Source organism: Pseudomonas sp. EYE_354 (assembly GCF_023148575.1).
Lineage (GTDB): Bacteria > Pseudomonadota > Gammaproteobacteria > Pseudomonadales > Pseudomonadaceae > Aquipseudomonas.
The window spans coordinates 265173-286288 of the sequence record NZ_JAHXNQ010000001.1 but is presented as its reverse complement, the minus strand read 5'-3'; the positions used below and the strand labels follow the sequence as shown (position 1 = coordinate 286288).

At 62.0% G+C, this 21116-nt stretch carries 21 protein-coding genes; 15 read left to right on the top strand and 6 right to left on the bottom strand.

The window, feature by feature from the left end:
- Positions 1-249: 249 nt before the first annotated feature.
- The 6 genes from KZX66_RS01405 (at position 250) to KZX66_RS01380 (ending at position 3864) form a co-directional block, all read left to right on the top strand.
- On the top strand, positions 250-525 hold the full coding sequence (locus KZX66_RS01405; protein ID WP_248075431.1) for a DUF3077 domain-containing protein: 276 nt from the start codon (positions 250-252) through the stop codon (positions 523-525).
- Between the two features lie 168 nt (positions 526-693).
- Positions 694-1158, top strand: coding sequence for a multidrug transporter (locus tag KZX66_RS01400; protein WP_248075429.1), 465 nt, complete (start codon positions 694-696; stop codon positions 1156-1158).
- Between the two features lie 14 nt (positions 1159-1172).
- Positions 1173-1985 (top strand): SDR family oxidoreductase, encoded by an 813-nt coding sequence (locus KZX66_RS01395; protein ID WP_248075427.1) that lies wholly within the window; start codon positions 1173-1175, stop codon positions 1983-1985.
- A complete protein-coding gene (locus tag KZX66_RS01390) occupies positions 1986-2387 on the top strand; it encodes a DUF4440 domain-containing protein (RefSeq protein ID WP_248075425.1) in 402 nt (133 codons plus the stop codon).
- Positions 2388-2504: 117 nt separating this feature from the next.
- Entirely contained in the window at positions 2505-3431 is a 927-nt protein-coding gene (locus KZX66_RS01385; protein WP_248075424.1) for an NAD synthetase, read from the top strand.
- The gene (locus KZX66_RS01380) at positions 3421-3864 is read left to right on the top strand and encodes a hypothetical protein (RefSeq protein WP_248075421.1); all 444 of its coding nucleotides are present in this window, start codon (positions 3421-3423) and stop codon (positions 3862-3864) included. The genes KZX66_RS01385 and KZX66_RS01380 overlap by 11 nt, the downstream gene beginning before the upstream one ends.
- Positions 3865-3934: 70 nt before the next feature.
- On the opposite strand, the gene KZX66_RS01375 is transcribed toward KZX66_RS01380, so the two are convergent.
- The 4 genes from KZX66_RS01375 to KZX66_RS01360 are packed head-to-tail and all read right to left on the bottom strand — an operon-like array spanning position 3935 to position 8695.
- Positions 3935-4795 carry an HlyD family secretion protein gene (locus tag KZX66_RS01375; RefSeq protein ID WP_248075419.1) on the bottom strand — a complete coding sequence of 287 codons (861 nt, stop codon included), beginning with the start codon at positions 4793-4795 and terminating at the stop codon, positions 3935-3937.
- A 10-nt stretch (positions 4796-4805) separates the two neighbouring features.
- On the bottom strand, positions 4806-5006 hold the full coding sequence (locus KZX66_RS01370) for a DUF1656 domain-containing protein (RefSeq protein WP_248075417.1): 201 nt from the start codon (positions 5004-5006) through the stop codon (positions 4806-4808).
- Positions 4996-7173: an FUSC family protein gene (locus tag KZX66_RS01365; RefSeq protein ID WP_248075415.1), complete on the bottom strand. Its 2178-nt coding sequence runs from the start codon at positions 7171-7173 to the stop codon at positions 4996-4998. Before KZX66_RS01365 ends, KZX66_RS01370 begins: the two co-directional genes overlap by 11 nt.
- A gap of 10 nt (positions 7174-7183) precedes the next feature.
- Positions 7184-8695 carry an efflux transporter outer membrane subunit gene (locus tag KZX66_RS01360; RefSeq protein ID WP_248075413.1) on the bottom strand — a complete coding sequence of 504 codons (1512 nt, stop codon included), beginning with the start codon at positions 8693-8695 and terminating at the stop codon, positions 7184-7186.
- A gap of 183 nt (positions 8696-8878) precedes the next feature.
- On the opposite strand from KZX66_RS01360, the gene KZX66_RS01355 reads away from it, so the two are divergent.
- The 5 genes from KZX66_RS01355 to KZX66_RS01335 all read left to right on the top strand — a co-directional run bounded on the left by KZX66_RS01355 (position 8879) and on the right by KZX66_RS01335 (position 13261).
- Complete coding sequence (locus tag KZX66_RS01355) at positions 8879-9847, top strand: LysR family transcriptional regulator (protein WP_248075412.1); 969 nt, start codon at positions 8879-8881, stop codon at positions 9845-9847.
- Between the two features lie 107 nt (positions 9848-9954).
- Positions 9955-10929: a D-glycerate dehydrogenase gene (locus tag KZX66_RS01350; RefSeq protein WP_248075410.1), complete on the top strand. Its 975-nt coding sequence runs from the start codon at positions 9955-9957 to the stop codon at positions 10927-10929.
- 90 nt (positions 10930-11019) lie between these two features.
- Positions 11020-11922, top strand: a complete 903-nt coding sequence (locus KZX66_RS01345) for a chemotaxis protein (protein WP_248075407.1) — start codon at positions 11020-11022, stop codon at positions 11920-11922.
- 3 nt (positions 11923-11925) lie between these two features.
- Complete coding sequence (locus tag KZX66_RS01340; protein ID WP_248075404.1) at positions 11926-12408, top strand: GNAT family N-acetyltransferase; 483 nt, start codon at positions 11926-11928, stop codon at positions 12406-12408.
- Positions 12409-12517: 109 nt separating this feature from the next.
- Entirely contained in the window at positions 12518-13261 is a 744-nt protein-coding gene (locus tag KZX66_RS01335) for a YkgJ family cysteine cluster protein (protein ID WP_248075400.1), read from the top strand.
- Between the two features lie 54 nt (positions 13262-13315).
- Here the strand turns inward: KZX66_RS01335 and KZX66_RS01330 are convergent, their stop codons facing one another.
- Positions 13316-14098: a transporter substrate-binding domain-containing protein gene (locus tag KZX66_RS01330; protein ID WP_248075394.1), complete on the bottom strand. Its 783-nt coding sequence runs from the start codon at positions 14096-14098 to the stop codon at positions 13316-13318.
- A gap of 173 nt (positions 14099-14271) precedes the next feature.
- Positions 14272-14505 carry a hypothetical protein gene (locus KZX66_RS01325; RefSeq protein WP_248075393.1) on the bottom strand — a complete coding sequence of 78 codons (234 nt, stop codon included), beginning with the start codon at positions 14503-14505 and terminating at the stop codon, positions 14272-14274.
- A gap of 213 nt (positions 14506-14718) precedes the next feature.
- On the opposite strand from KZX66_RS01325, the gene KZX66_RS01320 reads away from it, so the two are divergent.
- The 4 genes from KZX66_RS01320 to KZX66_RS01305 are packed head-to-tail and all read left to right on the top strand — an operon-like array spanning position 14719 to position 21034.
- Complete coding sequence (locus KZX66_RS01320; RefSeq protein WP_248075391.1) at positions 14719-15885, top strand: efflux RND transporter periplasmic adaptor subunit; 1167 nt, start codon at positions 14719-14721, stop codon at positions 15883-15885.
- Complete coding sequence (locus tag KZX66_RS01315) at positions 15882-18971, top strand: multidrug efflux RND transporter permease subunit (protein ID WP_248075388.1); 3090 nt, start codon at positions 15882-15884, stop codon at positions 18969-18971. Before KZX66_RS01320 ends, KZX66_RS01315 begins: the two co-directional genes overlap by 4 nt.
- A 31-nt stretch (positions 18972-19002) precedes the next feature.
- Positions 19003-19680 carry a heavy metal response regulator transcription factor gene (locus KZX66_RS01310; protein WP_248075385.1) on the top strand — a complete coding sequence of 226 codons (678 nt, stop codon included), beginning with the start codon at positions 19003-19005 and terminating at the stop codon, positions 19678-19680.
- Positions 19670-21034 carry a heavy metal sensor histidine kinase gene (locus KZX66_RS01305; protein ID WP_248075383.1) on the top strand — a complete coding sequence of 455 codons (1365 nt, stop codon included), beginning with the start codon at positions 19670-19672 and terminating at the stop codon, positions 21032-21034. Before KZX66_RS01310 ends, KZX66_RS01305 begins: the two co-directional genes overlap by 11 nt.
- Positions 21035-21116: the final 82 nt, after the last annotated feature.

Here is a 21116-nt window from a genome sequence, read left to right as displayed (position 1 = left end):
ATCGTGGTGCAACCGTCATCATTGACCCCTGCCCCCATCCTGCCTATCCTCGCGCCTGTCACGACTTATTCGTGATGAGGTTTGACGGCCTCGGACACTCATAGGACCAACACAGCGTTATGGCGACTGTGCGTGGGGCGCTTTCGAGCGCGCCGGGTTCCTATGACCGGTCCGTCAACCTGCGTACAGTTGCCACCCATTCGTTTGACGGCGATGCGTGGCAGCTCCGATTTCCATAGGAGTTTCACCATGTCCAAACAAACCACCCGCCCCACCACGTTCGGCCGCTGCGACCGCAGTGAAGAAAATCTGTTTGCCGTACAACCCGACATCCCCATCGAACATGCGCTGGAGCATGCCAGTTATGTACTGGGCACAGCCCGAGTGCTCACCCTGGCGGCTCAAGACCTGTGCACCGAACACCTGAGCTACCTGAACTGGGCTAGCCTGCAATTGGCCGAAACCGGGTTGGCGTTGGTTGAGGCATCCATTGAAGGCTTGCAGGCAGGTGCTTGTGCTCAATAAGTAAGTCTTCGCGAGCAAGCCCCCTTCCACATTTGGCCCGGGTATAGCCATGGAATACGGTCAAACGGTGGGGAGCGGGCTTGCTCGCGAAGACATCCGAAAGCACGCCGGATAGTCAACCTGTCTTCCCCACAGTAGGATGACTGATCCATTCCTGAGGCAGCCCACATGTTCTTTGGCGTTCTCCTGATCATCACCTGGCTGATCCTCCTCCTGCGCTACCCCGCCAAGGCACTGCCGGTGTCGCTGGCTGCCGCCGTGGGCCTGGGCTTAGTGGCCGTGTGGGTGGTGTGGCTGGACAACCGCGAAGCCTCGCAACTGGCGCGCCTCGAGCTGCGAATCACCTACGCCCCGCAGGAATGCCCCGCCGACCGCCCGCTGAAGCTGACCCTGAACAACGGCAATGATGTACCGCTGACCGAACTGCGCTGGCGCGTTGCCGCGTATGCACCGGGCGACACGGTCAACCTGGCCGACAACGTCTACGCCGCACCCCGCTATCGCGGCCCCGGCGAGTTGCAGGCCGGCGCCACCTGGGACGACTGTCTGCCCACCCCACCGCTGCGCCCCGGCTACCGCCCGCAAACCCTGGAATTTCGTGCCGAGCACCTGCAAGGCAGTTTCGCGGACTGACAAAGGATTGATCCATGCCCAACGTACTCATCACCGGTTGCTCCAGCGGCATCGGCCGCGCTTTGGCCGATGCCTTCAAGGGGGCGGGCTATGAGGTATGGGCCAGCGCCCGCCGCCCGGACGCCGTTGCCGACCTGAGTGCCGCGGGCTTCAACGCCGTGCAGCTGGACGTCAACGACGACACCGCCCTGCAACGCCTGGCCGAACAATGGGGCGAGCTGGATGTGCTGATCAACAACGCCGGCTACGGCGCCATGGGCCCGTTGCTCGACGGCGGCACCGAGGCGATGCAGCGCCAATTCGAGACCAACGTGTTTTCCATCGTCGGCGTGACCCAGGCGTTCTTTCCCGCACTGCGTCGCAGCAAAGGCCTGGTGGTGAATATAGGCAGCGTGTCCGGCGTTTTGGTCACGCCCTTCGCCGGCGCCTACTGCGCCTCCAAAGCGGCGGTGCATGCGTTGAGCGACGCATTGCGCATGGAATTGGCGCCGTTTGGGATTCGAGTCATGGAAGTCCAGCCCGGCGCCATTAATACAAGCTTCGCGAAAAACGCCGGAGCCCAGGCCGAATTGTTGATCAACGAGCAATCGCCGTGGTGGCCGTTGCGCGAAGGTATCCGCGCACGTAGTCAAGCCTCCCAGGACAAGCCGACACCGGCCACCGAGTTTGCAGCGGATGTGCTCAAGGCCGTGCAACAGGCTCAGCCGCCAAGGCTGTTGCGATCGGGCAATGGCAGTCGGGCGTTGCCGTGGATGGCGGCGTTGTTGCCCAAGGGGTTGCTGGAGAAGGTGTTGAAGAAACGTTTTGGTTTGAATGGGAGTTTGTAAATGATCGACTACACCGACTTTTTCGAAGAAGTAATCCAGACCCACATCGAGATCGAGCAATGGTTTGCCGGCGTTGCGCCTGAAGGCACTCTGCAACATTTGCTGGCGCGCTTTTCGCCCGAGTTCAGCATGGTCGCCCCCGCCACCGGCACGCGAGTGAATGCGGCCGGGGTCAAAGCGCTGTTCACGCGCCTGGGTGGCATGCGGCCGGGATTGAAGATCACCTTGAGTGAAATGGCCGGGATTGACCGGCATGCGCGTGGAGCCACGGTGACTTACCGCGAACGTCAGATAGATGACAGCGGTACACAGACGGATCGGCGGGCCACGGTGGTGTTTGAAAAGCAGGCCAGTGGCGCGCTGTTGTGGCGACATTTGCATGAGACTTTTATCAAGGCCTGACTCTCACACTTTAGTTTGCATCCGGCCAGGTCCTACAGAAAACAGCGAACAGCCTGACATCATTATAAGCAGACTACCCTCAAGCTCTTTCACCTCTGTCGATTCACAGGTGAAAGGATGCCAAGCGATTTCCTGCGTAGCGGTGTGCCGGACGCGCACACTACAACCCGCCAGCGACTGACCGGTCTGCTGGACCTGCCCAAACTATATCGAACTATTGACGCCGACCCGGCCATCGTCGGGGCCGGTGTGGTGCATATCGGCAGTGATTACCAGGTGACGGTGCTGCGTGAGTTTGTGCCGCTGTGCAGTATCAGGCCCAAGCGGGTGATTCTGCGGGAGGTGGCGGGACCAATGATGACCGCCGACGAATACGCGCAGTGGATAGCGAACTTGCCACGTGAGTCGCAGCTATGGCGCGAGGCAGCGGGCATGACGCTGGCATGTGGTGGAGCTGTGATTGGCATTATCGTCGCCAAGGCAGGCATCGCGTCAGCGCCGCTCAGTGCAGGTTCCAGCCTTGCAGTTACTTACATTGCGTACACAGCGGCAGCCGCCAGTGCTTTGCAATGTGGCAACGGCGTATGGCGAACCTACAAGGAACTGAGCGACCCCGCTGAAAACGATTATTACGACAGCCTTGGTTGGTATCAGGCAATGACCGTAGCCTTGGATGGCATTTCACTGGTAGGCGCGGGCAGTACGACGTTTGTCACGATAAAAACTGTCATGGCTATCAAAAATACGTCAGGCCGCAACCTGACCGACATATTGAGGCACATGAGCCGCCAGGAGCGTGCAAAGCTGACAAACGAAGTTCTACGTTTGCAGAACCCTCGTCATCCTCGCGAAATGATCCGGTTAAAGCAGTTGGCAGGAACACTCCCCAAGCGCTTCAGCAATGCCCAATTACGTCAGGACCTGTTCATTCAATTAGCTGATCAAGTGGGCTCCGCTCTGACGGTCACTGGCAGCGGCCTGTCCGGAAACATCAACTCTGTCGTTATTGGCCTTTATGAGGAGTTCGGCAACCATGAACAATGACATTATCAGCGGCCAGGATCCCCGAACCTTACGTTATTACACCCGACGTTTTGCGTTCACGGTGGGCATGGGGGTATCAATGAGCCTCGTCAGTACTTCCGGCAACTTGTCCCATAGCCTGTCGTATTACACCCGAATATATTACCTGCCAAGCGAATATGCGGTTTTGGCGGCTCTGTTATTACTACTGGTTATCTGCATTGGGATGACGCTGGTGGCGGCGGGGTTTCGTGTCGGCCCTACCCTCCTGGTAGGCGTCGCAGCGTTGAACGCTATGCTTGCGGCCGACTATTTGGGTAACCAACAAGTGACGATGTTTGCAGTGTTTCCTTTATTTCAAGCGCTGTTCTGGTTGTTCCTTCTCCACACAAGAAACCACCGCCGCTACGTCGGTATGTTGCGGGTCAGGCGTCGACGAAAAATCAGAGCCTAAGTCCTCATCTGAGACAAAGTCCGATCTGCCTATCAACAAAAAAATGTGGGCGCTTGCCAGCTCCCATAATTTAGTTTCGTGTCTGCTCAACGATCACCGTGCAAGTAATCCCCGCCGCCAACAACACCCCGTCCGGCACTTCATCGATACGAATCCGCACCGGCACCCGCTGGGCCAATCTCACCCAGTTGAAGGTCGGGTTCACATCGGCAATCAGTTCGCGGCTCTCGGGGTTATCACCGTCGTAGATACCGCGCGAGATGCTTTCCACATGGCCTTTGAGGGTCTCGCCGCTCATCAATTGCATATCGGCTTTATCGCCGACCTTCACATGGGGCAACTTGGTCTCTTCAAAGTAGCCATAGACCCAGAACGAGTTCATATCCACTACCGCCATCTTGGCTTCGCCGATACGCGCATAGTCGCCGCGATGCACATTCAGGTTGGTGACATAACCGTCCACCGCCGCCACCACTTGCGTGCGTTTCAGATTCAGCTCAGCCGCTTCCAGCTGCGCCAGCGCGTGCTGGTAGTCGGCCAGGGCCGCGTCGGCGATGTTGCTGGCGTCGTCGCGGTTTTCCCTGGAGATCACCAGCGCATCAAGGTCGGCGCGGCGGTGGGCATTGACCTTGCGCATCTCCCATGTGGCTTTGCGTGAGGCCACCAACGCTTGCGCCTGCTTGACGGCGATGCGGTAGTGCTCGGGGTCGATCTGCATCAGCAGGTCGCCTTTTTTTACCAACTGGTTGTCACGCACCGGCACCTCGACCACTTCACCGGTGACATCGGCGGCGACGTTGATGATGTCGGCGCGCACGCGGCCGTCGCGGGTCCAAGGCGTCTCCATGTAGTGCACCCACAATGTGCGGCCAATCCAGATCGCCAATGCCAATACCAGCAAGGTCGCGAGCAGGCTGAAAAACTTTTTCATCGGGGCAGTCTCAACGGTAGACGGTCAGCGCCAGGGCGCCGAACAGGCAAACGAACAGGCTCAGGCGCAGCAACGCCGGGTGCCAGAAAAAACGGTACAGGTCGAACCCGGCCAGGCAGCGGTCCAGCGCCCAGGCCAGTCCCGCGGCAATCAAAAACATCAGCGTCATCGTGGGCATGTAGAGGCCGTGGAACGCGATTTCACGGGGCATGGGGGGATCCTTTGAGAGCCGCCAGCGGCGATTGCGGGTCGAGCAGCGAGGTGCGGATAAAGTGCAGGTAGCTTTTCACCCGGCGCAGGGCCGAGGTGTCGAAGTGCGGGGCGAAGGGTTCGTCGGTGGCCTGCACGCGACTGATCGCATGATCGACCGCGATCAAACCCCGCTCCAGGTTGCTGGCACTGGGTTGCAGGAACAGCCGCACCAACGAGCGGCCCATCACGCGGATTGCCTGGCGCCATGGCTGGGAGTCGGCGTACGCCGGGTGCACCGGCAGGATCGCCTGTTCCTTGCGCAACTCGATGATCGCGTGGCCGACTTCCAGCACCACGAACATCCAGCGCAGCAGGTCGCGTTGCACTTGCGGCTGGCCCACGGCGAGGCCATAGGCCTGGTGCAGCAAGTCACGGGTGCGGCTTTCGAAACTCGACGTCAGGCCCTTGAGCTTGCCGCTGATCGCGTACACCACTTGCTCGCGCAGGTCTTGCTCCAGCCGGCGCCACAACCAACGGCTGTTGGGCGGCAGGATGATCGCCCCGGCCGCCGCGCACACCAGCATGCCGATGATCATCGCGATGTAGTCGTTGATAAAGGTGTACGGGTTGTAGACCGTGAGGTTGTCCGGCACCGAGCCGGTGCTGAAGAAGATCAACAGGCCCACGCCGACCCCGGCGTACTGCGGGCGTGAAGCCAGGAACGCCCCGAGGATGATCACCGGCGCGAGCATCACGCACAGCAGTGGGAAGCCGTCGATCCAGGGGAACACGAAAAACATCTCGACAAAGCCTACCAGCGCGCCGATCAAGGTGCCGCAGGCCATCTGGAACGCCATGCGCTTGGGGTTGGGCGTGGCGGCCGACAGCCCGACGGTGGCGGCGGCAATCAGGGTCATGGTGGCGCCGCTGGGCCAGGCCGTGGCCACCCAGTAACTGCCGAGCACGATCAGGATGAATGAGGCACGAATGCCCGACGCAGCGCAGGCCAGCCAGTTGGTTTTAGGTGTGTACGCCTCGTCCCAGTCTTCCCGCGCATGGGTGTGATCGGCCAGGGAGGCGTGGGTTTGCGCGTAGTTGTGCAGGTCGTCGACGAAGCGGTAGAGCAGTTCGTAGGCCGTATGAAAATCCAACTGCTCGGTGTCGCTCGGGTTGCCCTGCTGGAACGCCGTGCGCAGGCTGCGCACCGTGGCGGGCAAGCGGTCCTTATAGGCGCTGAGTTGGTTGACCAAGCACGCCGCATCGGGGCTGGTCAGGGCGCGGCCGGAGAAGCCGTCGAGCAGTTCGGCGAGGTCTTGCAGGCCAGGTTTGATTGCGGCAACCACATGATCGGCGGCATCGGTGCGCAGGCGTTCAAGCAACTGGTGCAAGGCGTTGAAGCGCGTGGTGATGCTCATGAATTCGCTGTTGAGGCGACTGAGCCGCCCGTTACGCCGCCGCATGTGCGGGTCTTCAAACACCGTGAGGCTGCGCAGCCCCTCCAGGCCGACGGCTTCAGCAATAAAGCGCACGTTGCTGGCCTCAAAATCTTCACGCTGGCTGCGCCCGCGCAAGCCGTCCGTGACGAACAGCGCGAACACACCAAAGCGCTGGTACAAGGCGTTGCGCATCGCGGCGCTGGAGGTCTGCGGCAAAATCGCCGCGCTGACCAGGGTGGAGCAGATAATCCCCAGGGAGATTTCCAGCACCCGCCACACCGCCGCCATAAAGGCGCCATCCGGATGCGCCAGCGCGGGCAAGCCCACCATCGCCGCGGTATACCCCGCCAACACAAAGCCATAGGCGCGGAAGTTACGGTTACGCGTCGCGCCGGCGGTGCAAATGCCCACCCAGATCGCCAGCGCGCCGAGGAACAGCTCGGTGTTCTGTGCAAACAAGGCGATCAGCAACACCATCACCGCCGAGCCCGCCAGGGTGCCGAGGAAGCGATAAAAGCTCTTGGCGAACACCTGTCCGCTCTGTGGCTGCATCACGATAAACACGGTGATCATGGCGGTGCGCGGTTGCGGCAGTTCCAGGCGCATGGCCAGCCACAGGGTGAGGAACGCTGCGATCAGCACCTTGAAGATGTACACCCAGGTCACGCCGTCACTGCGCGCCCAGTCGAAAAAGCCACGGCGCCATTCAAGGGAATGCAGCCAACGCAGCGGTGCAGGCAAGGGAGTCATCGTAACCTGCTCAGTGATCGAACACGGCGAGAGTCGCCGGGGTTTTGCCAGGGAGTGTCTTGGTGTCCGGGGGAACGTCTTGGCCGGCGCCGAGGCCGCCGCCCAATGCGGTGACCAGTTCGGCGTGGGCGCTGAGGCGCGCGGCCTGAACCTGTTGCTCGACCTGTTGCTGGCGAAACAGCAGGGTCTGGGCGTTGAGCACATTGAGGTAATCGGTGAGGCCGCGCTGGTAGGCGATCATCGCGATGTCGTAGGTCTTTTGCGCCGAGGCCACCGATTGCGCGGCGAAGCCTTGCTGCTTGTCCATGGACTCGCGGCGGATCAACTGGTCGCTGAGGCTCTTGAGCGCATTGACCAGAGTCTGGTTGTAGCGCGCCACGGCGATGTCATAACCGGCGCTGGCTTCACCCAACTCGGCACGCAGACGCCCACCGTCGAAAATCGGCAAGGTAATCGCCGGGCCGACGCTGTAATTGAATTTCCGCCCCGCCAGAAACGCCAGCATGCCGCCGCCGGTGGCCATGTAGCCGAGGCTGCCGACCAGATCGACGTTGGGGTAGAAACCGGCATGCGCCACATCAATCCCGCGTGCCTGGGCCGCCACTTGCCAGCGGCTGGCAACCACGTCCGGGCGCTGGCCGAGCAATTGCGCGGGCAGGGTCGACGGCAGTTTCAGTGGCGTTGCCAGAGACAGGCTCGGGCGTCGCAACTGCGCGCCCTCTCCCGGTCCCTTGCCCGCCAACGCAGCCAGTTGGTTGCGGCTCAGGGCGATTTCTTCGTCGAGGGCGTCCAGTTGGCGATGGGTTTCCGGCAGCGGCGTTTCGGCCTGGCTCACGTCGAAATGGGTACCGATACCGGCATTCAGGCGTTTGTTGGCCAGGTCGAGAATCTGCTGTTGCTGGGCCAGGGTCGCCGCGACGATATCGCGGTTGGCGTACTGCAACGACAGCTGGATGTAGGCGCGCACCACATTGTTTTGCAATTCAAGCTGGGCCTGGCGTGCTTCGGCGACACGCATATGGGCCAGGTCGACGGCACGCTCGGTGGTGTTGCTTTCGCGGCCCCACAGGTCGAGGGCATAGCTCAGGCCCAGGGTCGAATTGTTGTCCCAGGTGTTGGCGCCGCTCAGCTCGCCAGGGCCGTAGAACTGATCCTTGGGCCAGTTGTGGCGCTTGAGCGTGGTATCACTGTTGATCTGCAACGACTCGGCCGACTCGGCAACCCCGGCGATGGCCCGTGCCTCACGCACCCGCGCGGCGGCCACGGCAAGGCCTGGGCTGTCGCGGGTGGCAAGCGCGACCCAGCGGTCAAGTTGCGGGTCGCCGTAGGCTTGCCACCAGTGCGCGGTGGGCCAATGGGCGTCGCTGGCGGCGCTTTGGATGGCTTCGTCGGTGGCCAGGCTATTGGCATTGAGGGCCAGGCCTTGGGGGGCGATTCCTCCGGTTCCGATACAGCCGCTGATGGCTAACGATAAAGCCCAAACACTGAGAGTCTTCAGCTCTCTGCTGATGCGACGCGGCACGGCGAACGAATTCCTGAGGTGGGTGATGCACGGGAGGTGGCGCAATTCTAGGCGGCGTCAGGGAGGACGATAAGCTGGCATTCCTGTGAATCTTTGTTACCGTTCGGGCGATAATCCATTGGTAGGGATCACTGGTCGGCGTAACTTTCTGTCACAATTTGCCATCTCCCCTGAGAACACTCCATGGACACTTTGCAAAACATGCGCGCCTTCAGTTGTGTGGCCGAAGCCGGCAGCTTCACCGCCGCCGCCGCGCAACTGGACACCACCACGGCCAACGTCTCGCGCGCGGTTTCCAATCTGGAAGCCCATCTGCAAACCCGCTTGCTCAACCGCACCACCCGGCGTATTGCCCTCACCGAAGCAGGTAAACGCTACCTGCTGCGCTGTGAACAGATCCTTGCCTACGTCGAAGAAGCCGAGGCCGAAGCCAGCGACGCGCATGCGCGCCCCGCCGGGCAATTGAAAGTGCACACCATGACCGGCATCGGCCAGCATTTTGTCATCGACGCCATCGCCCGCTACCGCCGCACCCACCCGGACGTGACCTTCGACCTGACCCTGGCCAATCGCGTGCCGGACCTGCTCGACGAGGGCTACGACGTGTCCATCGTGCTCGCCAGCGAATTGCCGGACTCGGGGTTTGTGTCCCAGCGCCTGGGCATTACCTACAGCATCGCCTGTGCCTCGCCGGATTACGTCAAGGCCAAGGGCTGCGCCCATCGCCCCCATGATTTGCTCAACCACGCCTGCCTGCGCCTGGTCAGCCCGGTGATCCAGTTGGACAAGTGGACCTTCAACGGCCCCGAAGGCCAGGAAAGCGTGGCGATCAACACCTCACCGTTTCTGGTGAATTCGGCGGACGCGATGAAAACCGCGATCACCAGCGGCATGGGTATCGGCCTGCTGCCGGTGTACGCGGCCATCGAAGGCCTGCGCAACGGCACATTGGTACGCGTGATGCCCAACTATCGTTCCCAGGAACTCAACCTGTACGCCATCTACCCGTCGCGCCAATACCTGGATGCGAAGATCAAGACCTGGGTGGAATACCTGCGTGGTTCATTGCCGGAGATTCTGGCGGCGCATCAGGCAGAGTTGGCGGCGTATGAGTTGAGCGGCAGCCTGGGCGGTGTGCGTCTGTCGAACTGATGTCTACCAAACGACAGACATCAATGTGGTTCGGCGCGATCCTGACAATCTCCATCAGGAATGTTAGCGTGCTTGGCATTCTTCCGTAGTCGATGAGCCCGCCTGCAATGAAAAAGACTGTCCTGGCCTTCAGCCGCATCACCCCGCCCATGATCGAACGCCTGCAACAGGACTTCGAGGTGATCGCGCCCAACCCCAAGCTTGGCGACATCAACGCCCAATTCAACGAAGCCCTGCCCCACGCCCACGGCCTGATTGGCGTGGGTCGCAAGCTGGGCCGGGCGCAGCTCGAAGGCGCGAGCAACCTGCAGGTGGTATCCAGCGTGTCGGTGGGCTACGACAACTATGACGTGCCGTACTTCACCGAGCGCGGGATCATGCTGACCAACACCCCTGATGTGCTCACCGAAAGCACCGCCGACCTGGCCTTCGCCCTGCTCATGAGCAGCGCCCGCCGCGTTGCCGAGCTGGACGCTTGGACCAAGGCCGGCCAGTGGAAAGCCAGTGTCGGCGCGCCGTTGTTTGGGTGCGATGTGCATGGCAAGACCCTGGGCATTGTCGGCATGGGCAACATCGGCGCAGCCGTGGCCCGTCGTGGCCGGCTGGGCTTCAACATGCCGATCCTGTACAGCGGCAACAGCCGCAAGGTGGCACTGGAAAACGAGCTGGGCGCGCAGTTTCGCAGCCTGGACCAGTTGCTGGCCGAGGCGGATTTCGTCTGTCTGGTCGTGCCATTGAGCGACAAGACCCGTCATTTGATCAGCACCCGCGAGTTGGCGCTGATGAAACCCAGCGCAATCCTGATCAACATCTCCCGTGGCCCGGTGGTGGACGAGCCGGCGCTGATCCAGGCCCTGCAGAACCAGACCATTCGCGGTGCCGGGCTGGACGTGTACGAGCAGGAGCCGCTGGCCGAGTCGCCGCTGTTCCAGTTGAGCAATGCCGTGACCCTGCCGCACATCGGCTCGGCCACCCACGAAACCCGTGAAGCCATGGCCAACCGCGCCCTGGACAACCTGCGCAGCGCTCTGCTGGGCCAGCGTCCGCAGGACCTGGTGAACCCGCAGGTGTGGAAGGGTTGAATTGAATGGTCCATGTGGCTAAAGCATGGGCCGCTCACGTCGATAACCTTCCATAGAAGATCGTCATCCCTGGATCCACAGAAGGTTTTTATGTCCACCACCAAAGCCCGCGCAGACTCACTCTCGCTTCTGCTCTTTACCTTGCGTAGCGGCAAGCTGATGGCCATCAACCTGCTGAAAGTCAGCGAAATCATTCCCTGCCCGCCGCTGACCCGGCTGCCTGAGTCACACCCCCACGTCAAAGGCATCGCCACCCTGCGCGGTGCCTCGTTGTCGGTGATCGACCTGAGCCGTGCCCTGGGGGAAATGCCCCTGGAAGACCCCAACGGCGGCTGCCTGATCGTCACCGACGTGAGCCGTTCCAAGCAGGGCCTGCATGTGCAGGCCGTGAGTAAAATCGTGCATTGCCTGACCACCGACATCCGCCCGCCCCCCTACGGCTCCGGCGGCAACCGCGCGTTTATCACCGGGGTAACCCAGGTCGATGGCGGGCTGGTGCAAGTGTTGGACATCGAAAAAGTTATCCACGGCATCGCCCCGGCGCCGATTGAGGCAGCGCCGACCGACCTGACCATGGAAGAGGCCGAAGTCCTGGGTAACGCACGGATTCTGGTGGTGGATGACAGCCAGGTGGCGCTGCAGCAGTCGGTGCACACACTGCGCAACCTCGGCCTGACCTGCCACACCGCACGCAGCGCCAAGGAGGCCATCGACGTGCTGCTGGAGCTGCAAGGAACGGCCGCGCAGATCAACGTGGTGGTGTCGGATATCGAAATGTCCGAAATGGACGGGTACGCCCTCACCCGCACCCTGCGCGAAACCCCGGACTTCAATAACCTCTACGTGCTGCTGCACACCTCTCTGGACAGCGCGATGAACAGCGAAAAGGCGCGCCTGGCCGGTGCCGACGCGGTACTCACCAAGTTTTCCTCGCCGGAGCTCACCCGGTGCCTGGTCGTAGCCGCCAAATCGGTCGCCGAAAAAGGCCTGTAAGCGGTGCCTGAGTATTTCCAACTGCTACGCCGCGACCTGCGCGGCAGCCTGCCTGCGCCGCAATGGCCGGCCGGTACGTGCCTGGATCATTACCGCGACGAGCTGGCTCCAGCGATCCACGCGGTGTTGCGCATGACCCAGGAACAGGGCGGCGGCCGCGTGCCCAACCTGGAAACCTGGCGGCACCAGTTCGTCACCGACGCCGAGTTCGACCCCACGCTGTGCCTGGTGGCCAGCAACGGCGACGGCATTCTGGGCGTGGCCCACTGCTGGACCAGCGCATTTATCAAGAACCTCGCGGTGCACCCGTGCGCCCAGGGCCAGGGGCTGGGCCGGGCGTTATTGCTGCACAGTTTCCAGGTGTTCAAGCAGCGCGGCGAACCCTGCGTGGACCTCAAGGTACTGGAGAGCAACCTGCGCGCCCGTCAGCTGTACGAAAGCGCGGGAATGGTGTTTGTGCTGCGCGATGTGCTCGGCGACGGCTGACAGGCACTGGCGCATAACTTGCTTTCATGACAGCCGCAACGGTGTGAAGAGGCAAAAACCCGTCACCGTTCCCGCGTGCCCTCTGACCTAGCCTGGTAACAGATCCGCCATGAATACTCATTTTTCCTGCGTCGGGTGCGGCAAATGCTGCACCGACCACCATGTGCCCCTGACCCTCGACGAAGCCCGTATGTGGGCGGCGGACGGCGGTAACGTGATCGTGCTGGTGGAGGGGTTTCTCGGCAACGGTCTGGGCTTGCCCTTGCAGCAACGCGAGCACGCCGAGCGGCGTTCGGTGGTGGTGCCCAGCGGCAGCACCGAGGCATTTGTGGCAATCACCTTTGCCGCCTATAACGCCGGGCGCTGCCGGAATCTTGACGAAGACAACCGCTGCCGCATCTATGAGCGTCGCCCGTTGGTCTGCCGCATCTACCCGATGGAAATCAACCCGCACATCCCGCTCAACCCCGGCGCGAAGGACTGCCCGCCCGAATCCTGGGAACAGGGCCCGGCGCTGATCATCGGTGGTGAGTTGGTGGACCCGCAACTGGCCGAACTGATCCGCCACTCGCGCCAGGCCGACCGCGACGATGTGCAGATCAAAGAAGCGGCGTGCGCCTTGCTGGGCATTCGCACCACAGCACTCAAGGGCGATGGATTTACCGCCTACCTGCCGGACATGGCCGCATTCGCCCAGGCGGTTGAGCAGGCCATCGAGGAGCCGAGCGCAGCCCATGAGTGGGTGTTCCATGTGTCGGGGCTGGATATCGCCGAGCAGGTGCTGGATGCGGGGGCGCAGATTGCCACCGAGGTGCCGGCCAATTATGCGTTTATCCCACTGCGCGCGGCGTAAGGGGCTGCGCACATCACCTGGTAGACCCGGCCACGCCGCGCGGTTGATTGGTCATCAAGGAGCTATCGGCAACGGGTCCAGGCGGTAGGGCAGGATAATCCGCTGGTACTCGCCATTGTGGATAAGTTGCTCAAGGGCTCGGTTGAGTACATTGCGCAAGGCTGTATCGGTCTTGCGCACCGCGATCGCCACACCATCGCCCAGCAGCGACGCCGAAATGGCGGGCCCCAGGAAGTCGAAATCCTCGCCGTACGGGGTGTCGAACAGGGCTTCACGAATTTCCACGGTGCCTTGCAACGTGGCGTCGATCTCGCCCGCCACCAGGCTGCGAACCAGGTCATCATTGAGCCAGAAACTTTTGATGATCACCCCCTTTGCTGCCCAGTGTACGCGGGCGAAGGCTTCGCGGTTGCTGCCCAGCAACACGCCAACCCGTTTACCTTTGAGCGACGTTACGTCTGGCAACAGGCCGGAGGTCCTGCGGGCCACCAGCCGCGTGGTGAAGGGATAAAGGTTATCGGAGAAGCTCACCCATTGACGCCGTTTCGACGTAGGTGCCATGCCCATGATCGCGTCGAATTGCCTGGCTTCCAGGGCGCGGAAGTCTTCGGCGATCACCTGGTCCACCCAGATACAGCGCACATTCAACTGATCGCACAGGGCATTACCCAATTCGATGTTCAGGCCTACCAACTGCCCTTGTGGGTTGCGACTCTGGAAGGGGGGGAATTGCGCAGCAACGCCAAAACGGATTTCGTGCCGGTGTGGATCACCGGCTGCCACGGCATCCATGGAGAGCAACAGCGCAAGCACTGCACAGATGTGTATCTGGGCCACGGGAAACGTCCTTTTCCGGAAAGTGCAGCCTCACCACACCCTGCGCGGTAAACCGTGGGGGGGGGGGTGCTGCAAAGGCTGTGCAAGCTTTCAAGAAACGGACGTAGACCTACAATCAGAAATCTCAGCGGGCGTTGTAGGCAATAGCCGACGCAGCGCAAGGCTGTTTAACCTCAGCGTTTACCCATGGAGCGGCGGGTACCCGGTGGAGCCATGCCCGGCGACTTGGTGTGGCCGTTTTTCGCGCCGTTCTTGTACCAAGGCTGAGCTGCATTTTTGGCGCCGGCCAGTTCACCCGGCTTGAACGGAAACTTGAACGCAGGGATCTCGGCTTTTTCAACGCTGTCGGCGCTGGCCGGATCGACGAGGTCGGCCGCGTCAACAGGGGGTTGTGTCGGGGAAGTCATGGAAGCTCCGAAGCGTGCAAAAAATGAGGCGGGCCCGACTTGCGGGCCGCACTGGCGCGCAGTATACCTGCGAGCTTCGGATCTTTAACCACCGCCCGTAGGAATCGTCGGCGCTTGCTGACAGCGCTGTCAGTTTGCGGTCACCGTGGTGACCGGGTTGCAGCGCTATAAAGATCGTTCACTCTCCCCTTCCCTTGTCCCGGCGTCTCACCCATGCAGATTCAACGAAAAATCGCCCTGATCGTGGGTGTCCTCGTAGTAGTGGCTGTTGCGGCGTGGGCGCTGACCCGCCCAGCCAAAGCCAAACTGGCGGCACCCACCGCGATTCCGGTGCGAGTGGTGAGCGTGGCGCAGCAGGACATCCCGCGGTTCGTCAGTGGCATCGGCACGGTACTGTCGCTGCACAGCGTGGTGATTCGCCCGCAAGTCGACGGCATTCTCACCCAACTGCGGGTCAAGGAAGGCCAGTTGGTTAAGGCCGGCGACCTGCTGGCCAGCATCGATGATCGCTCGATCCGCGCCAGCCTCGACCAGGCCAAGGCACAACTGGGCGAGAGCCAGGCGCAACTGCAGGTGGCACTGGTCAACCTCAAGCGCTACAAGGAACTGAGCGTCGACGACGGCGTTTCCAAGCAGACCTACGATCAACAGCAAGCCTTGGTCAATCAGCTCAAGGCCACCGTCCAGGGCAACCAGGCCGCAATCGATTCGGCTCAGGTACAGCTTTCCTACACTCAGATTCGTTCGCCCGTCAGCGGTCGCGTCGGTATTCGCAACGTGGATGAGGGCAACTTCCTGCGTGCCAGCGATGCTCAGGGCCTGTTCTCCGTGACCCAGATCGACCCGATCGCCGTCGAGTTCGCCCTGCCGCAGCAAATGCTACCTACGCTGCAACGCCTGATCGCCGCGCCCGCCCGCGCCAGCGTCGATGCCTACCTGGGCGCCGACACCGACGGCCAGACCGGCGACCTGCTCGGCGCAGGCCACTTGAGCCTGATCGACAACCAGATCAGCTCCACCACCGGCACCCTGCGCGCCAAGGCCGAGTTCACTAACGCCTCGCAACGCCTGTGGCCCGGGCAACTGGTGACCATCAAGATCCAGACCGCCCTCGACAAAAACGCTCTGGTGGTACCGCCAACGGTGGTGCAACGTGGGCTGGATTCGCACTTCGTGTACCGGGTCAACGGTGACAAAGTTGAGGTCGTGCCGGTACAAGTCACCTACCAGGACAGCGACGCGAGCATTATCAAAGGCGTGCAGGCCGGGGATGTGCTGGTCAGTGACGGCCAGTCACGACTCAAGGCCGGCGCGCAGGTGGAGGTGCTCAAAGAGCCGCCCCAAGTGATCCAGACCGTCGATGCCAAGGTGCAGCCATGAGCCGTTCGCCGTCAGCCTGGTGCATCGACCACCCGGTCGCGACGTTGTTGCTGACGTTCGCGCTGGTACTGCTCGGAATCATTGCCTTCCCGCGCCTGGCCATCGCGCCACTGCCGGAAGCGGAATTTCCCACGATCCAAGTCAGCGCCGCCCTGCCCGGCGCGAGCCCCGACACCATGGCCTCATCGGTGGCCACGCCGCTTGAGGTGCAGTTCAGCGCCATCCCCGGCATGACCCAGATGACCTCCAGCAGTGCCCTGGGCTCCAGCCTCCTGACGCTGCAATTCACCCTCGACAAGAGCATCGACACCGCCGCGCAAGAAGTGCAGGCGGCGATCAACACAGCGTCCGGCAAGCTGCCCGGCGACATGCCCAGCCTGCCGACCTGGAAGAAGGTCAACCCGGCGGACAGCCCGGTGCTGATCCTCAGCGTCAGTTCCGACAGCATGCCCGGCACCGAGCTGAGCGACTATGTGGAAACCCTGCTCGCGCGGCAGATCAGCCAGATCGACGGCGTTGGCCAGATCAACATCACCGGCCAGCAACGCCCGGCCATCCGGGTGCAGGCCTCACCCGACAAGCTCGCGGCCATCGGCCTGACCCTCGCCGATGTGCGCCTGGCCATCCAGCAATCGAGCCTCAACCTGGCCAAGGGTGCGATCTATGGTGAAAACAGCGTGTCGACCCTGTCGACCAACGATCAGCTGTTTCACCCCGAGGACTATGCCCAACTGATTGTGTCCTACAAGGACGGTGCACCGGTTCAACTGCGTGATATCGCCAAAGTCGTCAACGGCTCGGAAAACGCCTACGTGCAGGCCTGGTCCGGCGACACACCGGGGGTCAACCTGGTGATTTCGCGCCAGCCCGGCGCAAATATCGTCGAGACCGTCGACCGCATTCAAGCCGAACTGCCGAGGCTGCAAGGCATGCTGCCGGCCTCGGTGCAGGTCAGTGTGCTGAGCGACCGCACCAAGACCATTCGCGCCTCCCTGCATGAGGTGGAAGTGACGCTGCTGATCGCGATTTTGCTGGTGGTGGCGGTCATGGCGCTGTTCTTGCGCCAGCTGTCGGCGACGCTGATCGTGTCCAGCGTGCTGGGGGTGTCGCTGATCGCCAGTTTTGCGCTGATGTACGTGATGGGCTTCAGCCTGAACAACCTGACCCTGGTGGCGATCGTGATCGCCGTCGGCTTCGTGGTGGACGATGCCATCGTGGTGGTGGAGAACATCCATCGACACCTGGAAGCGGGGCTCGACAAACACGAAGCCGCGATCAAGGGGGCCAGCGAGATTGGATTTACCGTGGTGTCCATCAGCTTCTCGCTGGTGGCGGCGTTTATTCCGCTGCTGTTCATGGGCGGCGTGGTCGGGCGTCTGTTCAAGGAATTTGCGCTGACGGCGACCTCGACCATCCTGATTTCGGTGGTGGTGTCGCTGACACTGGCACCGACCCTGGCCGCGCTGTTTATGCGCGCGCCCACGCACCCGGCCCACGACAAGCCCGGTTTCAGCGACCGCCTGCTGGCCGGTTATGCACGCAACCTGCGCCGTGCGCTGGCCCATCAACGCAGCATGGCGGCGATTTTTATCGTGACCCTGGCCCTGGCCGTGGTCGGCTATGTGTTTATTCCCAAGGGGTTCTTCCCGGTGCAGGACACCGGTTTTGTGCTTGGCACCAGCGAAGCGGCGGCCGACGTGTCGTTCCCGGACATGGTCGCCAAGCACAAGGCGCTGGCCGAGATCATTAAGGACGACCCGGCGGTGCAGGCGTTTTCCCACTCGGTGGGCGTGACCGGCAGCAACCAGACCATCGCCAACGGGCGTTTTTGGATCGCCCTCAAAGATCGTGGCGATCGCGATGTGTCGGCCAGCCAGTTTATCGACCGTATCCGCCCGAAACTGGCGAAGGTGCCCGGTATCGTGCTGTACCTGCGCGCCGGCCAGGACATCAACCTCAGCTCCGGCCCCAGCCGTGCACAGTATCAATACGTGCTCAAGAGCAACGACGGCCCGACGCTGAACACCTGGACCCAGCGCCTCACCGAAAAACTGCGCACCAACCCGGCGTTTCGCGACCTGTCCAACGACCTGCAACTGGGCGGCAGCATCACCCACATCAGCATCGACCGCCAGGCGGCGGCACGTTTCGGCCTGACCGCCACCGATGTCGACCAGGCGCTGTACGACGCCTTCGGCCAACGCCAGATCAACGAATTTCAGACCGAGATCAACCAGTACCAGGTGGTGCTGGAACTCGACACCCGGCAGCGCGGCAAGGCCGAAAGCCTGAACTACTTCTACCTGCGTTCGCCGTTGACCAATGAGATGGTGCCGCTGTCGGCCTTGGCCAAGGTCGATCCGCCGAGCGTGGGGCCATTGTCCATCAGCCACGATGGGATGTTCCCCGCCGCCAACCTGTCGTTCAACCTGGCGCCTGGCGTGGCGTTGGGCGATGCGGTGATCATGCTCAATCAGGCCAAGAACGAAATCGGCATGCCTACTACCATCATCGGCAACTTCCAGGGCGCGGCCCAGGCGTTCCAAAGCTCCTTGGCCAGCCAGCCGTGGTTGATCCTCGCGGCGCTGGTGGCGGTCTACATCATTCTGGGTGTGCTGTACGAAAGCTTCGTGCACCCGCTGACGATTATTTCCACCTTGCCGTCGGCGGGCTTGGGCGCACTGATCATGCTGACCCTGATGGGCCAGGACTTCTCGATCATGGCGCTGATCGGCTTGGTGCTGCTGATCGGCATCGTCAAGAAAAACGGCATTCTGATGATCGACTTCGCCCTGGAAGCTCAGCGCGTACGCGGCTTACCGCCCGAAGAAGCAATTTATGAAGCCTGCGTGACGCGGTTCCGGCCGATCATCATGACCACCCTCGCCGCGCTGCTCGGCGCGGTGCCGCTGATGCTCGGTGCCGGCCCCGGCGCAGAAATGCGCCAGCCGCTGGGCATTGCAGTGGTCGGTGGGCTGCTGGTGAGCCAGGCGCTGACGCTGTTCACCACACCGGTCATATACTTGTACCTCGAGAAATTTTTTCACCGGCCCAAACCCGCCGCCACGCTGGCGACCACACACTGAGGCCAAGGCACCGCCCTGGAGCAAAAGGCTCATGCGCGTACTGATTGTTGAAGATGAAGAAAAAACCGCGGACTACCTGCACCGCGGCCTGACAGAACAAGGCTACACCGTCGACGTGGCCCGCGAGGGCATCGAGGGCCTGCACCTGGCGCTGGAGAACGACTACGCGGTGATCGTGCTCGATGTGATGCTCCCCGGCCTAGACGGCTTCGGCGTGCTGCGTGCGATACGTGCACGCAAGCAGACCCCCGTGATCATGCTCACCGCTCGCGAGCGCGTGGAAGACCGCATTCGCGGCCTTCGCGAAGGCGCCGACGATTACCTCGGCAAACCGTTTTCGTTCCTGGAGCTGGTAGCGCGCCTGCAGGCCCTGACCCGCCGCAGCGGCGGCCATGAGCCAGTCCAGGTCACCGTGGCCGACCTGTGGATCGATTTGATCAGCCGCAAGGCCAGCCGCAACAACGTACGCCTGGACCTGACCGCCAAGGAGTTCTCGCTGCTCAGCGTGTTGGCGCGGCGCCAGGGTGAAATCCTTTCCAAGACGGCGATTGCAGAGATGGTCTGGGACATTAATTTCGACAGCGACGCCAACGTCGTCGAAGTGGCGATCAAACGCCTGCGCGCCAAGCTCGACGGGCCCTTCGAACACAAACTGCTGCACACCATCCGTGGCATGGGCTATGTGCTGGAGAACCGCAGTGTCGGCTAACTCCATTGCGCTGCGCCTGAGCGGCATGTTCACCCTGGTGGCGCTGTTGATCTTTGTGTTGATCGGCGGCGCCCTGTACCAGCAGGTGGACCGGGGCCTGGGCCTGTTGCCGGGGGCGGAACTGGATGCGCGCTACAGCGTGCTGGAGTCCTCGGTAAATCGCTTCGGTACGCCGGAGCATTGGGTGAAGATCAAAGCCAAGCTCAAACTGTTGGGCGAGGAAGACAAGCGTATCCGCTTCTGGGTGGTCAGCAGTGACCCAAGCTACGAATACGGTGAGCCTGACGCGCAGATCCGAGCGTTTGCCCAGGGCGCCACCGGAAAACGCGACTTGCACCTGCCCGGCCACGATTATCCGTTCAAGGTGCTGGTGAGCCAGTTTGCGGCGAAGGAGCAACGCCCGCCGCTGCGTTTTATGATTGCCATCGACACCGAGAATTTCCGCGCCACGCAACACCATCTGCTGATGGCCCTGATCGGCCTGGCCTTTGTCGGCGTGGTGCTGGCGGCGCTGCTGGGCTTCTGGGTCTCGCGCATTGGCCTCAAGCCGCTGGAAAAACTCTCGCAGGAAGCGCAGAAACTCGCCCCGCCAAAGCTCTCCGGGCGCCTGCAGCTGTCACCGTTGCCGCCGGAACTCAGGCAATTCGTCAACTCGTTCAACGCCACCCTCGACCGCGTCGAGCAGGCCTACTCTCGCCTGGAATCGTTCAATGCCGACGTGGCCCATGAACTGCGCTCGCCGCTGACCAACCTCATCGGCCAGACCCAGGTGGCGCTCACCCGTGGACGCTCGGCCGAGCATTATCTCGAGGTGCTCGAATCCAATCTGGAAGAGCTGGAGCGGCTGCGCTCGATCATCAACGACATGCTGTTCCTCGCCAGCGCCGACCAGGGCAGCAAGGCCACCAAGCTGATCGAAAGCTCGCTGGCCGATGAAGTGGCAACCACCCTCGACTATCTGGATTTCATTCTCGAAGACGCCCAGGTGCACGTGCAGGTCCAGGGTGATGCCAGGGTGCAGATCGAAAAAGCCCATTTGCGCCGCGCCCTGATCAATCTGCTGAGCAATGCGGTGCAGCACACCGCGCCAGGGCAGGCAATCAACGTAAACATTGAAGTGAACGAGCAGCAAGTGACCATCGGCGTGACCAACCCCGGCGAAGCGATTGCCCTTGAGCACCTGCCACGGCTGTTCGAACGCTTCTATCGCGTGGACGCTTCGCGCAGCAACAGCGGGGCCAATCATGGCTTGGGCCTGGCCATCGTCAAGGCAATTGCGTTGATGCACGGCGGGGATGTATTCGTGCGCAGCGAACACGGCGGCAATACGTTTGGTATCACTCTGCCGGTCTGAGGGCCCACTGCTGCGTTTTCGGCAATAGCCCTTATCTTGTTACACGCTGCATCGCACCGCTCGCCTGCGTTAAGTTGACGCA

Excerpts from the sequence above, each read along its gene's own strand:
- KZX66_RS01375 (WP_248075419.1), bottom strand. The coding sequence starts at position 4,795 with ATGAAAAAGTTTTTCAGCCTGCTCGCGACCTTGCTGGTATTGGCATTG.
- KZX66_RS01390 (WP_248075425.1), top strand. The coding sequence starts at position 1,986 with ATGATCGACTACACCGACTTTTTCGAAGAAGTAATCCAGACCCACATC.
- KZX66_RS01370 (WP_248075417.1), bottom strand. The coding sequence starts at position 5,006 with ATGCCCCGTGAAATCGCGTTCCACGGCCTCTACATGCCCACGATGACG.
- KZX66_RS01365 (WP_248075415.1), bottom strand. The coding sequence starts at position 7,173 with ATGACTCCCTTGCCTGCACCGCTGCGTTGGCTGCATTCCCTTGAATGG.
- KZX66_RS01380 (WP_248075421.1), top strand. The coding sequence starts at position 3,421 with ATGAACAATGACATTATCAGCGGCCAGGATCCCCGAACCTTACGTTAT.
- KZX66_RS01355 (WP_248075412.1), top strand. The coding sequence starts at position 8,879 with ATGGACACTTTGCAAAACATGCGCGCCTTCAGTTGTGTGGCCGAAGCC.
- KZX66_RS01320 (WP_248075391.1), top strand. The coding sequence starts at position 14,719 with ATGCAGATTCAACGAAAAATCGCCCTGATCGTGGGTGTCCTCGTAGTA.
- KZX66_RS01395 (WP_248075427.1), top strand. The coding sequence starts at position 1,173 with ATGCCCAACGTACTCATCACCGGTTGCTCCAGCGGCATCGGCCGCGCT.
- KZX66_RS01315 (WP_248075388.1), top strand. The coding sequence starts at position 15,882 with ATGAGCCGTTCGCCGTCAGCCTGGTGCATCGACCACCCGGTCGCGACG.
- KZX66_RS01325 (WP_248075393.1), bottom strand. The coding sequence starts at position 14,505 with ATGACTTCCCCGACACAACCCCCTGTTGACGCGGCCGACCTCGTCGAT.
- KZX66_RS01350 (WP_248075410.1), top strand. The coding sequence starts at position 9,955 with ATGAAAAAGACTGTCCTGGCCTTCAGCCGCATCACCCCGCCCATGATC.
- KZX66_RS01345 (WP_248075407.1), top strand. The coding sequence starts at position 11,020 with ATGTCCACCACCAAAGCCCGCGCAGACTCACTCTCGCTTCTGCTCTTT.
- KZX66_RS01385 (WP_248075424.1), top strand. The coding sequence starts at position 2,505 with ATGCCAAGCGATTTCCTGCGTAGCGGTGTGCCGGACGCGCACACTACA.
- KZX66_RS01400 (WP_248075429.1), top strand. The coding sequence starts at position 694 with ATGTTCTTTGGCGTTCTCCTGATCATCACCTGGCTGATCCTCCTCCTG.
- KZX66_RS01310 (WP_248075385.1), top strand. The coding sequence starts at position 19,003 with ATGCGCGTACTGATTGTTGAAGATGAAGAAAAAACCGCGGACTACCTG.
- KZX66_RS01405 (WP_248075431.1), top strand. The coding sequence starts at position 250 with ATGTCCAAACAAACCACCCGCCCCACCACGTTCGGCCGCTGCGACCGC.
- KZX66_RS01335 (WP_248075400.1), top strand. The coding sequence starts at position 12,518 with ATGAATACTCATTTTTCCTGCGTCGGGTGCGGCAAATGCTGCACCGAC.